This is a genomic window from Arthrobacter sp. A5, from assembly GCF_051131705.1.
In the GTDB taxonomy this organism is placed as follows: domain Bacteria; phylum Actinomycetota; class Actinomycetes; order Actinomycetales; family Micrococcaceae; genus Arthrobacter_M.
This window is the reverse complement of the sequence record NZ_CP180316.1, coordinates 2,328,892-2,342,670: the sequence shown is the minus strand read 5'-3', so window position 1 is coordinate 2,342,670 and position 13,779 is coordinate 2,328,892. Positions and strand designations below refer to the sequence as shown.

The 13,779-nt window shown below is 64.2% G+C and carries 11 protein-coding genes and 2 pseudogenes; all 13 read left to right on the top strand.

Annotation, left to right across the window (positions count from 1 at the left end; translation table 11 throughout):
• Positions 1 to 2 precede the first annotated feature (2 nt).
• Positions 3 to 911, top strand: a complete 909-nt coding sequence (gene pyrF / locus ACLLJI_RS10995) for an orotidine-5'-phosphate decarboxylase (protein WP_434612247.1) — start codon at positions 3 to 5, stop codon at positions 909 to 911.
• 243 nt (positions 912 to 1,154) lie between these two features.
• Positions 1,155 to 1,475 (top strand): integration host factor, actinobacterial type, encoded by a 321-nt coding sequence (gene mihF / locus ACLLJI_RS10990; protein WP_283559369.1) that lies wholly within the window; start codon positions 1,155 to 1,157, stop codon positions 1,473 to 1,475.
• Positions 1,472 to 2,092 carry a guanylate kinase gene (gene gmk / locus ACLLJI_RS10985; protein WP_434612245.1) on the top strand — a complete coding sequence of 207 codons (621 nt, stop codon included), beginning with the start codon at positions 1,472 to 1,474 and terminating at the stop codon, positions 2,090 to 2,092. The genes mihF and gmk overlap by 4 nt, the downstream gene beginning before the upstream one ends.
• Before the next feature lie 35 nt (positions 2,093 to 2,127).
• Positions 2,128 to 2,388: a DNA-directed RNA polymerase subunit omega gene (gene rpoZ, locus ACLLJI_RS10980; protein WP_283559371.1), complete on the top strand. Its 261-nt coding sequence runs from the start codon at positions 2,128 to 2,130 to the stop codon at positions 2,386 to 2,388.
• A 21-nt stretch (positions 2,389 to 2,409) separates the two neighbouring features.
• Positions 2,410 to 3,633, top strand: a complete 1,224-nt coding sequence (coaBC, locus tag ACLLJI_RS10975) for a bifunctional phosphopantothenoylcysteine decarboxylase/phosphopantothenate--cysteine ligase CoaBC (RefSeq protein ID WP_434612242.1) — start codon at positions 2,410 to 2,412, stop codon at positions 3,631 to 3,633.
• A gap of 88 nt (positions 3,634 to 3,721) precedes the next feature.
• The gene (gene metK, locus ACLLJI_RS10970; RefSeq protein ID WP_434612240.1) at positions 3,722 to 4,924 is read left to right on the top strand and encodes a methionine adenosyltransferase; all 1,203 of its coding nucleotides are present in this window, start codon (positions 3,722 to 3,724) and stop codon (positions 4,922 to 4,924) included.
• A 268-nt stretch (positions 4,925 to 5,192) separates the two neighbouring features.
• Positions 5,193 to 7,400 carry a primosomal protein N' gene (locus ACLLJI_RS10965; RefSeq protein ID WP_434612238.1) on the top strand — a complete coding sequence of 736 codons (2,208 nt, stop codon included), beginning with the start codon at positions 5,193 to 5,195 and terminating at the stop codon, positions 7,398 to 7,400.
• A 636-nt stretch (positions 7,401 to 8,036) separates the two neighbouring features.
• Positions 8,037 to 9,837, top strand: a pseudogene (locus ACLLJI_RS10960) (Tn3 family transposase).
• A 10-nt stretch (positions 9,838 to 9,847) separates the two neighbouring features.
• The gene (locus ACLLJI_RS10955; RefSeq protein ID WP_434612236.1) at positions 9,848 to 10,144 is read left to right on the top strand and encodes a hypothetical protein; all 297 of its coding nucleotides are present in this window, start codon (positions 9,848 to 9,850) and stop codon (positions 10,142 to 10,144) included.
• 15 nt (positions 10,145 to 10,159) lie between these two features.
• Positions 10,160 to 11,362: a tyrosine-type recombinase/integrase gene (locus ACLLJI_RS10950; protein WP_434612234.1), complete on the top strand. Its 1,203-nt coding sequence runs from the start codon at positions 10,160 to 10,162 to the stop codon at positions 11,360 to 11,362.
• Positions 11,359 to 12,291: a tyrosine-type recombinase/integrase gene (locus ACLLJI_RS10945; protein ID WP_434612232.1), complete on the top strand. Its 933-nt coding sequence runs from the start codon at positions 11,359 to 11,361 to the stop codon at positions 12,289 to 12,291. Before ACLLJI_RS10950 ends, ACLLJI_RS10945 begins: the two co-directional genes overlap by 4 nt.
• Positions 12,288 to 13,277 (top strand): tyrosine-type recombinase/integrase, encoded by a 990-nt coding sequence (locus ACLLJI_RS10940; protein WP_283562473.1) that lies wholly within the window; start codon positions 12,288 to 12,290, stop codon positions 13,275 to 13,277. Before ACLLJI_RS10945 ends, ACLLJI_RS10940 begins: the two co-directional genes overlap by 4 nt.
• Before the next feature lie 114 nt (positions 13,278 to 13,391).
• Positions 13,392 to 13,496: pseudogene (locus tag ACLLJI_RS10935) on the top strand (Tn3 family transposase); the annotation flags it as partial.
• Positions 13,497 to 13,779: the final 283 nt, after the last annotated feature.

Below are 13,779 nucleotides of genomic sequence, written 5' to 3'. Positions count from 1 at the left end.
CCGTGTCTGAGCCAGTGTCCGAGTCCGTTTCGGAAACCACAGCTGATCCCGCTGCTGATCTCAATGAGCGCGCGGGGACCAGCCGGGACCCCTTCGGGGCCCGGCTCGCCGCCGCCATGGCAGCACGGGGACCGTTGTGCGTGGGTATCGACCCGCATCCGGCGCTGCTCGCCAGCTGGGGACTGCGCGACGATGCTGCCGGATTGCGGCGTTTTTCGCTCACCGTGCTGGAGTCCGTCGGGCCGCTGGCCGCCGCCGTCAAGCCGCAGGTGGCACTCTACGAGCGGCACGGCTCCGCAGGCATCGCAGTACTGGAGGAGCTGCTGGCGGCGGCCGCAGGCGCTGGCGTGCTCAGCATCGCCGACGCCAAGCGCGGAGACATCGGCTCCACCATGAGCGCCTATGCCGACGCGTGGCTGCGCGACGGCTCAGCGTTGGCCGCGGACGCCGTGACGCTGAGCCCGTACCTGGGATTCGAGTCGCTGCGCCCGGCCCTGGACCTGGCCGCCATCGAGGGGAGGGGGGTGTTTGTCCTGGCTTTGACATCGAATCCGGAAGGCGCCTCCGTCCAGCATTCCGGGGGCGCGGATTCGGTCGCTCGCAGGATCGTCGCGGCCGCAGCAGCGGAAAACGCCAGGACGGCGGGACCAGGATCCGTCGGACTGGTCATGGGCGCCACCGTGGGTTCCGCCCTGACGGATCTGGGCATCGACCTCACCTCCCTCAACGGGCCGATCCTGGCCCCGGGCTTGGGCGCCCAAGGCGCGACGGGAGCTGAAATGCGCGCCACCTTCGGCGCGGCGTATCCGCAGGTCCTGGGGACTTCCAGCCGCGGCATCCTGGCCGCGGGGCCGGACCGGGAGGCCCTGCGTGAAGCCACCCGCCGGACGGTGGATTCCCTCCGCGGCTGAGTCCCCTCCCAACTGAGTAGCAGCACCTGCACTCAAAACGCGGAATGGGTGCCGTAAGTGCGACTCAGTTGGGAGGGAAGCGCTCCATCCCTGTGTCGCCGACGCCTGCGAGGGGCACCGGCGTCTGTGAGGGGTACCTCGGCAGATTGATGCAGATTGATTTTGCCTCCCCGGTGCGGATAGGTTCAGGGGAAGCCCATTCCCCGTGCGGTGGCCCCCGCCCCCGCTTCCAAGGAGTCCCTCGTGAGTCTGCGCCCTTTGACGGCACAAGAACGTTCCGCAGCACTCGCCAAGGCAGCGGCGGCCCGCACCACGCGAGCCGAAGTCAAAAGTAAACTGAAGACCGGCGCCGCCACCGTGGCGGAGGTCCTGTCCGCCGGCGACGGTGACGACGCGATCGGCAGGCTTAAGATCACCGAACTGCTCGAAGCTCTGCCCGGCATTGGAAAGGTACGCTCAACTGTGATCATGAATGAGGTCGGCATCGCTCCGACACGCCGTCTCCGTGGGCTGGGCATCCACCAGCGTAAAGCGCTGATTGACTTCCTGGGACAAGGCTCATGAGCGGAGCACCGGCCGCCGCCCCGCAGACTGCCGGCACCCGCAGGGGGGCCGCGGGCACCGGGCTGACAGTCCTGGCCGGTCCCACTGCCGTCGGCAAGGGTACGGTCTCCACCTACATCCGGGACAACTACCCGCAGGTGTGGCTCTCGGTCTCCGCGACCACGAGGGCGCCCCGGCCGGGCGAAACTGACGGCGTGCATTACTTTTTCAAGTCCCCGGTGGAATTTGACGCCCTGGTGGCCGACGGCGGATTCCTGGAATGGGCCGTGGTGCATGGCCAGAACCGCTACGGCACGCTGCGCAGCACCGTTACTAAGGCCATCGCGGACGGGAAGTCCGTGCTGCTGGAAATCGATCTGCAGGGCGCCCGGCAGGTCAAGGCCGCCGTTCCGGAGGCGAAATTCGTTTTCCTGGCACCACCGAGCTGGGACGAAATGGTGCGCCGGCTGGTGGGCAGGGGCACCGAAACAACCAAGGAACAGCAGCGCCGGCTGGAAACCGCTAAACTGGAACTTGCTGCCGAGCCGGAGTTCGACCACACCATCGTAAATGATGACGTTCAACGGGCGGCAGATGAGCTCGTTTCATTGATGGGACTGACGCCCAATCCACGCTGATTGCGCTGTGCACCTACCGGATTTTTGGAGAATTTGTGGCTACCAAGCTTGAAGGCATTATCAACCCGCCGATCGATTCCCTGCTTGAGGCAGCGGATTCGAAGTACGGCCTTGTGATCTTTGGCGCCAAGCGCGCCCGGCAGATCAACGCCTACTACGCGCAGCTGCACGAGGGCCTGTTTGAGTACGTCGGCCCGCTGGTCGACACCCGGCTGAACGAGAAGTCCCTCTCCATCGCATTTCGCGAAATCAACGAGGGCATGCTGGTATCGACGCCCGTCGAGGCCGCGGAGTAACAGGTTCCATACGTGGCGCCGATGAGCGTTGTTCTGGGAGTCGGCGGCGGAATAGCCGCCTACAAGGTGGCATACCTGCTGCGGCTTTTCACCGAGGCCGGGCACAACGTCAACGTCATCCCGACCGAGGCGTCCACCCGTTTCGTGGGGGTGGCGACCTGGGAGGCCCTTTCGGGCAATCCCGTCACGAACAATGTTTTTGAAGGCGTCGAGAAGGTCAATCACGTCAGGCTCGGACACGAAGCGGATCTGATCGTGGTTGCCCCGGCGACCGCGGATCTGCTGTCCCGCGCCGCGGCCGGGCAGGCAGACGATCTGCTCACGACCACATTGCTGATGGCACGCGGACCGGTGTTGTTCGCTCCTGCGATGCACAGCGAAATGTGGGGGCACGCCGCCACGGCCGCAAATGTGGCGACGCTGCGGAGCCGCGGAATCACCGTGCTGGAGCCGGCGGTCGGGCGGCTGACCGGCGTCGACTCCGGCCCCGGCCGGCTGCCCGAGCCGGAGCAGATCTTCGCCGCCGCGCTGGAACTGATGGCTTCAGCTGGGACGGCGGAACGGACGGAGTTAGCCGGCCGGACCGTGACCATTACCGCCGGCGGGACCCGCGAACCGCTGGACCCCGTGAGGTTCCTGGGCAACCGGTCCTCCGGCAAGCAGGGTGTTGCACTGGCCACCGCCGCTCTGCAGGCCGGGGCACGCGTACGGCTGATCGCCGCACACATGGACGTCCCCGCGCCGGAAGGCGTCGAACTGGTCACGGTGGAAACGGCACTGGAGCTGCGCGAGGCCGCGCTGGCCGCCGCCGCCGGCTCCGACGCGATTATCATGGCGGCTGCGGTCGCCGATTTCCGCCCGGCCCGGCTGTCGGCGAGCAAAATCAAGAAACAGGACGACGTCGCGGATCCGGTCATCACGCTGGTCCGCACCCCGGACATCCTGGCGGAGCTGGTGCGCGAGCGTGAGAGCACCGGGCGCCGCCAGGTCATCGTGGGCTTTGCCGCGGAGACCGGGGATGAGCAGTCCGACGTTCTCGGTTATGCCCGCGCCAAATTGGAACGCAAGGGCTGTGATCTACTCGTCGTCAACCAGGTCGGCGCTAACCGGATCTTCGGTGCGGACGATACTGAGGTGGTCATACTTGACCGCCGCGGCACCGAGCCCGTCACGGCGGAGGGCAGCAAGACCGACGTGGCTGCCGCCGTCGTCGGACTGGTCGGCGCCGCGCTGACCGCACTGTAACCTGCACTGCCTTCTCGTCGGACCACCCGCCGTTACCAACCATGTCCTGCGCCGGAAGGCGCAGCAGTCGAGGACGTAGAGTGTACAAGTGACTTCAGCTAACCCCTTGCGCCTTTTTACTTCCGAATCCGTGACCGCAGGCCATCCGGACAAGATTTGCGACCAGATCAGCGACGCAATCCTGGACGCGTTGCTGGCCGAGGACCCCGACTCCCGTGTGGCGGTGGAAACCATGGCCACCACCGGGCTGGTGCATGTGGCCGGGGAAGTCACCACCGATGCGTACGTGGAAATACCCGCGATTGTGCGCAACACCATCCTGGACATCGGCTACGATTCCTCCGCCAACGGCTTCGACGGCGCCCGCTGCGGGGTGTCCGTGTCCATCGGGCAGCAGTCCCAGGACATTTTTGACGGCGTCTTTAACTCCTTGGAGGTTCGCGAAGGTACGGCGGTTGACGAGGACGACGCCCAGGGTGCCGGCGACCAGGGTTTGATGTTCGGCTATGCAAGCAACGAGACCGCCTCGTACATGCCCACGCCCATCTATCTGGCGCACCGCCTGTCTGAGCGCCTGACGGACGTGCGCAAGTCCGGGCTGCTTTCCTACCTGCGCCCGGACGGCAAGACCCAGGTGACCATCGGCTACGACGGCGACTTACCCGTCTCCGTGGACACCGTGGTCATCTCCAGCCAGCACGCCGAGGGCGCCTCGCTGGACCAACTGCGCGCCGACCTGCAGGAGTTTGTGATTGCGCCCGTCCTCGACGCGTCCGGGCTGGACCTTTCCGCCGTTAAGATGCATCTCAACCCGGCCGGGCCCTTTGTGGTGGGTGGTCCCGTGGGCGACGCCGGCCTGACTGGGCGGAAGATCATCGTTGACACCTACGGCGGCATGGCCCGCCACGGTGGCGGCGCCTTCTCCGGCAAGGACCCGTCAAAGGTGGACCGTTCCGCCGCCTACGCGGTGCGCTGGGTGGCCAAGAACATTGTGGCCGCCGGGCTGGCCAGCCGGGCCGAGGTGCAGGTTGGTTACGCGATCGGCGTCGCCCGCCCCGTCGGGGTTTACGTTGAAACGTTCGGCACCGAGACCGTCGACCCGCGCCGGATCGAAGCAGCCATCGAAGCCGTCTTTGATTTGCGCCCGCGGCCCATCATCAGGGCATTGGACCTGAAGCGTCCTATTTACGCCAAAACGGCCGCACACGGCCACTTCGGCCGCGACGACCCGGATTTCACCTGGGAGAACCTCGACCGGGTTGACGCGCTGAAGTCGTTTTTCGACGCGTAGGGCGAAGGTCCGGCGCCGACGGTAGTCGCGGCGGCGGTGAGTGGATGGAACCGCCCACCGGGAACGGGTGCCCGGGAAAGTTATGGACAGTTTTGCGTGGCGGCAGCGATGTCGCTGGTCTGTGGTTAGCTGTTGGCACGGGTCACGTTATAGTCCGCGTGTCCGCACATTGCGTCTGGTGGCTGCATTTATTCCGTGGGGTGAATCCGTGCCGCCAGTTTGTACGGTGATTCCGTGCAGTGAATCGTTGAACCAAGTCCGAGGAGTAGTGAAGGAGCTGATCGTGACGGCCGAGAGCGGCTCCGTGGTCCAGCCATCGTTGCTGCAGGGATTTGTGACGCAGCATCAGACCCCGGATCCCTACAGTGCGGTGGTGCTGGCCGATCGGCTGCCCGTGGGCCGGGTTCTGATCGAATCATCCCTGCCGCACCTGGACCGGCTATTTGACTACAGCGTCCCTGCAGACCTCGCCGACATTGCGCGGCCGGGCGTGCGCGTCAAAGTGCGGTTTGCCGGCCAGGACCTGAACGGATACCTCACGGAACGCGTGGCTTCCTCGGAAAGCACCAGGCTGACGCCGCTGGGCAAGGTCTTCAGCGGTGTCCCCGTGCTCACACCGGCTGTGTTCCGGCTGGCCGAGGCCGTAGCAGCGCGCTATGCGGGCTCGGTGAGCGACGTATTGCGGGTTGCCATCCCTCCCCGCGTAGCCAAACTTGATAAGCAGTATCCGGGACCGCTGTCCGCTGAACCCAAGGTAACCGGCCCGCAGCCTGCTGGATCGACCGTACCCGGTGATCCCCGTAACGTCGTCACGGCAGCTGTCCCTGGAGAATCTGCAGCTCCTGATGTTCCTGCGGTTCCGACCCTTCCGGTGACAACGCTTTTTCAGGGCTATCACAATGCGGACGCGTATCTCGGACATCTGGCCTCAGGCGGATCACCGCGCGGTGTGCTGTCCGCGCTGCAGGGCTTCGGCGCCCACTCCTGGCATCGGCAGCTCGCGCAGGCGATTGCCGGCTGCAGCATTTCGGGGCGCGGGGCCATCGCCGTTGTCCCGGATCAGCGTGATCTGCTGTTGCTTGAGCAGGCCGTCGCCGAAGTGCTTCCTGCCGATTCCTTCGTCCGGCTCACGGCCGAGGATGGACCCAGCGTGCGCTATCGGAACTTTCTCGGGGTCCTCAGCGGAGACGTGCGAGTGGTGCTAGGCACCCGGTCAGCTGCCTTTGCCCCCGTCGCCGATCCGGGGTTGTTCTGCTGCTGGGACGACGGCGATGATCTGCACGTAGAGCGCCGGGCTCCGTACCACCATGCCCGGGACGTGCTGCTGCTGCGGGCCGAGCAGGAGAATGCGGGCCTGCTGCTGGCAGGCCATACCCGCAGTACTGAAGCCCAACGCCTGCTTAACACCGGCTGGGCACAGCCCATTTACCCCGACCGGACGCTGTCCCGGGCCGTCACGGCCAGGGTGATCAGCACGGCCGACAGCTTCGAGCAGGAACGTGATCCGCTGGCTTCGGTGGGCAGGCTCCCGCAGCGGGCCTGGCAGACCGCCAAAGAAGGCCTGAAACGCGGTCCGGTCCTGGTGCAGGTGGCGCGGGCCGGCTATGCCCCCAGCCTGGCCTGCCAGCGCTGCCGGGAAACGGCCCGCTGCGTAGTCTGCCGCGGGCCGCTGATGGAGCTGCCGGCCCGGCACGGGCAAAGACCCGTGCTCCAGTGCCGCTGGTGCGCCTCTCCGGGGAACAACTACAGCTGTTCCACCTGCGGGTCGCGCGAACTGCGCAGGGTGGTTGTCGGCGCCGCCCGGACGGCAGAGGAACTTGGCAAGGCCTTTCCCGGCGTACCGGTGCTTTCCTCAGCCGGGGATCATGTGAAGGCACATGTCCCAGATAAACCGGCACTGGTAGTGGCCACCGTGGGCGCAGAACCCCTGGCCCCAGAGGGCTATGCCGCGGCGCTCCTGCTTGACGGGGACACCCTGCTCCGGCGGGAGTCCTTGCGCGCCGGTGAGGATGCGCTGCGCCGCTGGTTCAATGCCAGCGCCCTGGTGCGCCCAGCCAAGGACGGCGGTGTAGTGGTGGTGACCGCGGAGGATTCCCAAGTGGTCGGCGCCTTGGTGCGGTGGGATCCCGCCGGCTATGCCGACCGAGAGCTTGCATTGCGACTGGAGCTGGGACTGCCGCCGGCAGTCCGCATCGCATCCATCACCGGCCCGGAAGCAGCGGTCGGCGCGTTTGTCGGCCAACTCCGGCTGGCCTCGGAAATCCGGGTGGTGGGACCGGCACCGGTGGCACCCCGCCTGCAAAGCCGCAGCATCCCGGGCTCGGATGAAGAGGGACAGTATCGGACGCTGCTGTTCTTCCCCTATGCCATCGCCTCGGCTGTCACCACCGCATTGCGCGCTCTCAAGGCGGCCAACGCTGCCAAGCGAAGCGGAGTACCTGTCCAGATCAGGTGTGACGGCCTGGATGTTCTCTAGACCCTCGTCGGCACAACCGCTGGGCGCATGGGAATCGCTCGCACATCTTGGTGCAGTGACTTCGGTGACCGTCAATCGAGCGATGACGGAATTTGCCGCCACCTCCCCGATGACTTCGAGCGGCACATTCCATGATCGGTCCAGCGGGTACATCTGGCGGGATCGGGCCAAACGGACGATCGAAAACCTGAGCACAGCGAGGGGGTGCCGCTTTCACCAAGATAAGACGGCGGCGGTGTCATACCCTCGACCAAGAGATACGCCGAAATCTGAGCGCCCGGGGACTTAGTCTCATTCGAGCGGTGCGGCGTCGTCGGGGTAGAGCCGGTCGAAACCGTTCGCGGTGGGCTGTCGGTCCGCTGGTTCCCAGTCCGGTGGACGCAGCCATTGCCGCCAAAGATTGTTTCCCCCTCGTTTGGCGGCACCGTTGGCTGGTTGACGACGCCGTAGCCCGGGTCTTGAGCGCACTGGCCATCCGCGGAATCGCCGGTATCACGGAGCATTTGCGGATCCGTCGCGAATAAGAGGCGATACCGCCGGTCCCAGGACGGATCCCAAGGAGCACCGCTGTACGCGACCTGGGGTCTGAGGAGGATCGGTACGGAAATTCACGCTAAGGGGTCCGGTGGCTGTTGAATGCGTGGCATGGCGGTCGATTTTCTAAGTGATGAGCGGGCCGCAGGGTTCGGCAGATTCCCTGATGAGGTATCGGCGGAGGACCTGGAACGCTTCTGTTGGTTGGATGATGCCGATCTGTCGGTAGTTGGTCGCCGCCGGGGAATGCACAACCGGCTGGGATTTGCTGTTCAACTGACAACGGTGCGGGTCGTGGGCCGGTTTCTGACGGATCCGCGGGCTGTCCCTTGGCCAGTGGTGGATTCCCTGGCCGGGCAGCTGGGCATTGCGGATGCTTCCGTTCTCAAGCTTTACGCGCAGCGGGACAGACCGGTTATGAGCACGCTGCGGAGATTTCCGCCGTTTATGGTGATATGGACTTTGCTGATCCGGTTAAGTATGAGGAGCTGATGCTTTTCCTTGCGGCCCGGGCGTGGACGTCGTCGGAGGTGCCGGTGCGCTTGTTTGAACGGGCGGCGCTCTGGCTGCGTGAGCGCAAGGTCCTTCTTCCCGGCGTCTCCACGTTGACGCGTCCGGCCGGCACCGAGGGTGACACGGCGGCCGAGATGATGCGCCGGTTCACCACCGTACGGTCTTTCCTGCCTGCGTTGGCATCGGCGGCACCTTTTGGGGCCACCGCGGATGGTGCCCCAACGTTGGCGGCCCTGACAGCGTTGCCAAAGGTTTTGGACGGCCGTAAAAAGGACCCGAGCGAGGTTGATCTGTCCGTCCTGTCGCCGGCCTGGCAACGCCCAATCGGCACCGCAGGAGAGCTCGATCGCAGAGCGTACACGGTGGCGGTGATGGACGCCGTCCACAGGGCGCTGCGGCGCAGGGACATCTTCGTTGTGGGCGGGCGTCGCTGGGGAGGCCCCAGGGCGCGGTTGCTGAGCGACCCGGCGTGGCAGGCGACCAAGAACGAGACCTTGAGAGCACTCCAGCTGCCAGACGAGCCCGCGGAGCACCTTGCCGGTGTCCGTCACAGCTTGGATGCCCGCTATCGTGAGGCGGCCGGTCAACTGGCCGATAATCCTGCGGTACGCATTGATGAGGCCGGCAAGGTTCATCTCTCGCCCCTGGAGGCCAAGACGATACCCGAGTCCTTGACGCAGTTGCGGGGGCCGGTGTCGGCGATGCTGCCGCGGGTGGATCTGCCCGATGTGCTGTTGGAAGTGCATTCCTGGACGGGGTTCCTCTCGGAATTCAGCCACGTTTCGGAGGCCTCCGCACGGATGGACCAGCTCAGCGTCTCCCTCGCCGCCATTTTGGTGGTCGACGCGTGCAACGTCGGCCTGACACCGGTGGTCAAGGACGGCCACCCCGCGCTGACCCGTGGACGCCTTACCCACGTCGATCAAAACTATGTGCGCGCCGCCGTCGATGGGAGGCGGTTCGTGGTTCCGGTGGCCACCGTCAATGCCGGGGCGAATCCGCGCTACTTTAGTCAGGGCCGCGGCCTGACCCGGCTGACCTATCTCAACGACCAGGCCTCAGGCCTGGGTGCCGTCGTTGTCCCGGGAACGGTCCGCGATTCCCTACACATTCTGGATGGGCTGCTCGATCTTGACGGGGGCCAGCGCCCCGAGATGGTCGCCACCGACACGGCCTCCTACTCGGATCAGGTTTTCGGGCTCTTCACCCTGCTCGGTACCGGTTCTCGCCCCGCCTGGCCGGGCTTCCTGACCAACGGTTCTGGGGCGTCAATACCACAGCTGACTACGGGAAGCTGAACGCGGTCGCCGGCCGCAATTGGATCAACATGGACCTTATTACGGCATTACGACGAACTAGCCTGACATGCTGCGTCTTGCAGGATCTTTGACTGCCGGACCGTGCGCGCCTCGGAAGTTCTGCGGGTCACTCAGGGCGGCGGGACACCAACCCTGCTTGGAAAAGCGTTGGCGGAGTACGGCAGAATAGCCAAAACCGAGCATCTGCTGGACTTCATCAATCTATGCGGATATCCGCATAGATCGACCTATGCCGAGCCGGTAACTATGCCGAGGTGCTGGGAACGCGGGTACCAGAAGAGGCCCTGCCGCTGGGGTCCGGACAAGAATCGACTGTTCCCATATCGGCATAGTTTCCGTGGGAGGACGCTGGTCATGGAAGCAACGGTGCTTCCATGAAGGAGGCGAAATCTCATGTCTGGACCGAAGAGAAATGACGGTCAACTGGGTGCGCAGGTTGAGGGGTATCGGGCATGGTTGGTGCGGCGGGGCTACACGCCGGGCACAATCCGGAACATGCTCAAGGACATTGGGCGGGTCGGTCGATGGCTCTCTTCCGAGGGGTTGAGGGCCGAGGAGTTGAATGAGCAGGTCCTGAGCGGGTTTTTGTCTGCCCGGAAAGCAGTGGTAACTCGGAGATTCCCTGGCCCGCGGGCTTTGGTGCCACTGCTGGAATTTTTGCGGTACTCCGGTATTGCCCCGGCGGCATCCCCGTTGGCGACAGCACTTGGCGAGCTGATGGATGAATATCGTTCCTGGATGTTCCAGGAACGTGGACTCGCCCCGACAACGGTGCACCGATATGAGAACACGGCACGACGATTCCTCGAGGAACAGTGTCACAGTAGTGGTGTTTTCGTGCCGTCGGCCTTGACGGGGGCGGATGTCAATGCGTTCTTGCTACGGGAGTGCAACAGGGTGTCGGCCGGCTCGGCGAAGGGCCGTGTGGCTGAACTACGGGCCGTTTTGCGTTTCCTGTATCTGCAAGGAATCACCGAGCTGCGGCTGGGATCGGCCGTACCCCCGGTGGGTGGCTGGCGGTTGGCAACTCTGCCGCCACCGACAGTCTCGGCTACCGATGTGCAGTTGTTGCTTGACAGTTTTGACCGCAGCACGCAGCTGGGCGCCCGGGATTTCGCGATTGCGATGCTGGTGGCCCGTCTGGGGCTGCGATCAATCGAGGTCGCACGGCTGGAACTGTGTGACATGGATTGGCGTGCCGGTGAACTGGTGGTTCGTGGCAAGGCCCGCCGGCAGGACCGGATGCCGCTGCTCGCCGGAGTCGGTGAAGCCTTGGTGGCCTATTTGTCGTGTGGCCGGAACCCCGCCGATGCCGTTCATGTCTTCTTGACCTGCCGCGCTCCTCGGGGACCGATCCGTGCCGACTTGGTCGGAGACGTCATTGAACGCGCCTGCAAACGCGCGGGACTACCCAAGTTTGGCCCGCACCGGCTCAGGCATGCCTTGGCTGGTGAGATGCTCAAACAGGGCGCCGGCCTTACGACGATCAGCCAGGTCCTGCGTCACCAGGATCTGGCCACGACGGCTCTTTATGCCAAGGTCGACTTTGACTCGCTGCGCCAGGTGGCCCAACCATGGCCGGGGACGGCACGATGAGCGGGCTGGAGCAGGACCTGGCGAACTATCTGCAGCTGCGCCGTTCACTCGGGCACGAACTCGCTGAAAGCCACCGGCTGCTGCCAGGCTTTGTAGTGTTCCTTGATACCCGTGGATGCACGACGATAACCACGCAGGCGGCGTTGGAGTGGTCGCAGCAACCATCGACAACGGCACCTTCGAGCGTGGGCCCGAGGCGAATGACCGCGGCACGCGGATTCGCCCGCTATCTCTCCGGGATCTATCCCGGCACCGAAGTCCCGCCCTTAGAGCTGATGCCCCACCGCCAGCGATGGCGTCTGCCATTCATCTACTCCAGTACTGATATCGGAGCGTTGATGAGCCAGGCCCGCTGCTTGATTGACCAACCATTGCGGGCGGCTACCTATGAAACCTTGATTGGGTTGTTGGCGGCAACTGGGCTGCGCATTGGTGAGGCCATCAAACTTGACCGCACGGACGTGGACTGGAGCGAGAGAGTGTTGTTGATCCGCGAGTCCAAGTTCGGCAAGTCCCGGCTCGTGCCAGTGCAGGAGAGCACCATCCAGGCGTTGAAGAGTCATGCAACCTTGCGCGATGAACTGCAGCCAACATCAATCGACGCCAGTTTCTTCGTGTCCCTGACCCGCAAGCGCCTCAGCTACCAGGTCGTGCAGCATACGTTCCGGTGCCTGGTGACTGCTGCCGGAATCGGGGCCGATTCGCCCTCCGCCCCCAGAATTCATGATCTAAGACATTCCTTTGCCATTCAAACCTTGCTTGGTTGGTACCGCAGCGACGAGGACGTGCAGGCCAAGATCCCGTCACTGTCAACGTATCTTGGCCACCGCGAACCGGCTTCCACGTACTGGTATCTTTCGGCGGCGCCGGAACTGCTTGCCGTGGCCGCCGCACGTCAAGACGCGCAGTGGATGAAGGCACGCTCATGACGCTCATCGCCTCGACCCTGCAACTGTTCTTCACGGACCGCCTCGCCCAACAGCGCCAAGCTAGTCCCCGCACCATCGCCGCCTACCGAGACACCCTCAAACTCCTTTTGGAGTTCGTGTATGAACAGACCAAGAAATTGCCAGCTCGACTCGATTGGGACGACCTGGACGCGACCATGATCTCCCGGTTTCTCAACCATCTCGAGGACCAGCGGCACAATAGCGTCAGAACCCGCAATGTCCGCCTCACCGCGATCCGTTCGCTCTTCTCCTACGCGGCACTGCGCCATCCCGAACATGCGCTCCTGATCCAGCGAGTGTTGGCGATTCCGCCCAAACGGTTCGAAAAACGCATCGTCACTTTCCTGACGGCACCGGAAGTTGACGCCATGATCGCCGCCCCAGACCAATCCACTTGGGAAGGGCGCCGAGACAAGGCGCTGATGCTGTTGGCCATTCAGACAGGGCTGCGCGTTTCGGAGATCACCGGGCTGAATTGCAATGACGTGACGCTGGGGACCGGCGCCAACGTGCGATGTGAAGGCAAGGGACGCAAGCAACGTAAGGTTCCACTCAATGTCCCCGTCGAAGCGCTACTGCGGGCCTGGTTGAAAGAACGAGCAGTCCAACCCCAGGACCCACTTTTTCCCACACGCATCGGACGCCGCCTCAGCCGCGATGCCGTCGCCCTGCGCGTCAGCACTCATGCCAAGACCGCTACGCAACAATGCCCGTCACTGGAAGGCAAGACAATTCACCCCCACGTCTTCCGCCACACCTGTGCCATGTCCCTGCTCCAAGCCGGCGTTGATACCTCAGTGATCGCATTGTGGCTTGGCCACGCGGGAGTTCGTTCCACGGACGCATATATCCATGCTGACCTCACCATCAAGGAAAAAGCACTCGCCCTCGTGACACCCACAGCGGCAACCCCAGGACGCTACCACCCGACAGACAAGACACTGGCGTTCCTTGAAAGCCTGTAACTATGCCGATATGGGAACAGCCGATTCTTGTCCGGACCCCAGCGGCAGGGCCTCTTCTGGTACCCGCGTTCCCAGCACCTCGGCATAGTTACCGGCTCGGCATAGATCGATGTTGACGAGGGCTACCGCCGGCAAATTCATACCCAGCTGACGCTGCAGGAATCCAGACACGCCCTGGCCAGACTCATCTTCCACGGCAGGAGGGGCCAGATACGCCAGGCTGGGTCGCTACTCTTTCACCGCGGACTCCACCGGAACGCAGCATCGGCCCTTTAGAAACCCCGACGAGGACCGGGAGACCTGAGCGACAACATTGCCCTGAACCTATCCCGTCCCGTTTGGGGGAACCATCTGTGGGAGCCTGAGCTGACAAGAGTTCACTGTCATCTGGTCGCGCGGCGTCGACAGTGTGTTTCACGTCGCCATCGGTATTCCGTACGTGAGCATCGATGATGGACCAGACCGACAGGATAAGTATCTGCGAGTCTGCATCGCGCATAAC

What these genes read in the sequence shown, in the direction of transcription:
- gmk (WP_434612245.1), top strand. Translation starts at nt 1,472, where the DNA reads ATGAGCGGAGCACCGGCCGCCGCCCCGCAGACTGCCGGCACCCGCAGG.
- coaBC (WP_434612242.1), top strand. Translation starts at nt 2,410, where the DNA reads ATGAGCGTTGTTCTGGGAGTCGGCGGCGGAATAGCCGCCTACAAGGTG.
- ACLLJI_RS10950 (WP_434612234.1), top strand. Translation starts at nt 10,160, where the DNA reads ATGTCTGGACCGAAGAGAAATGACGGTCAACTGGGTGCGCAGGTTGAG.
- ACLLJI_RS10945 (WP_434612232.1), top strand. Translation starts at nt 11,359, where the DNA reads ATGAGCGGGCTGGAGCAGGACCTGGCGAACTATCTGCAGCTGCGCCGT.
- ACLLJI_RS10940 (WP_283562473.1), top strand. Translation starts at nt 12,288, where the DNA reads ATGACGCTCATCGCCTCGACCCTGCAACTGTTCTTCACGGACCGCCTC.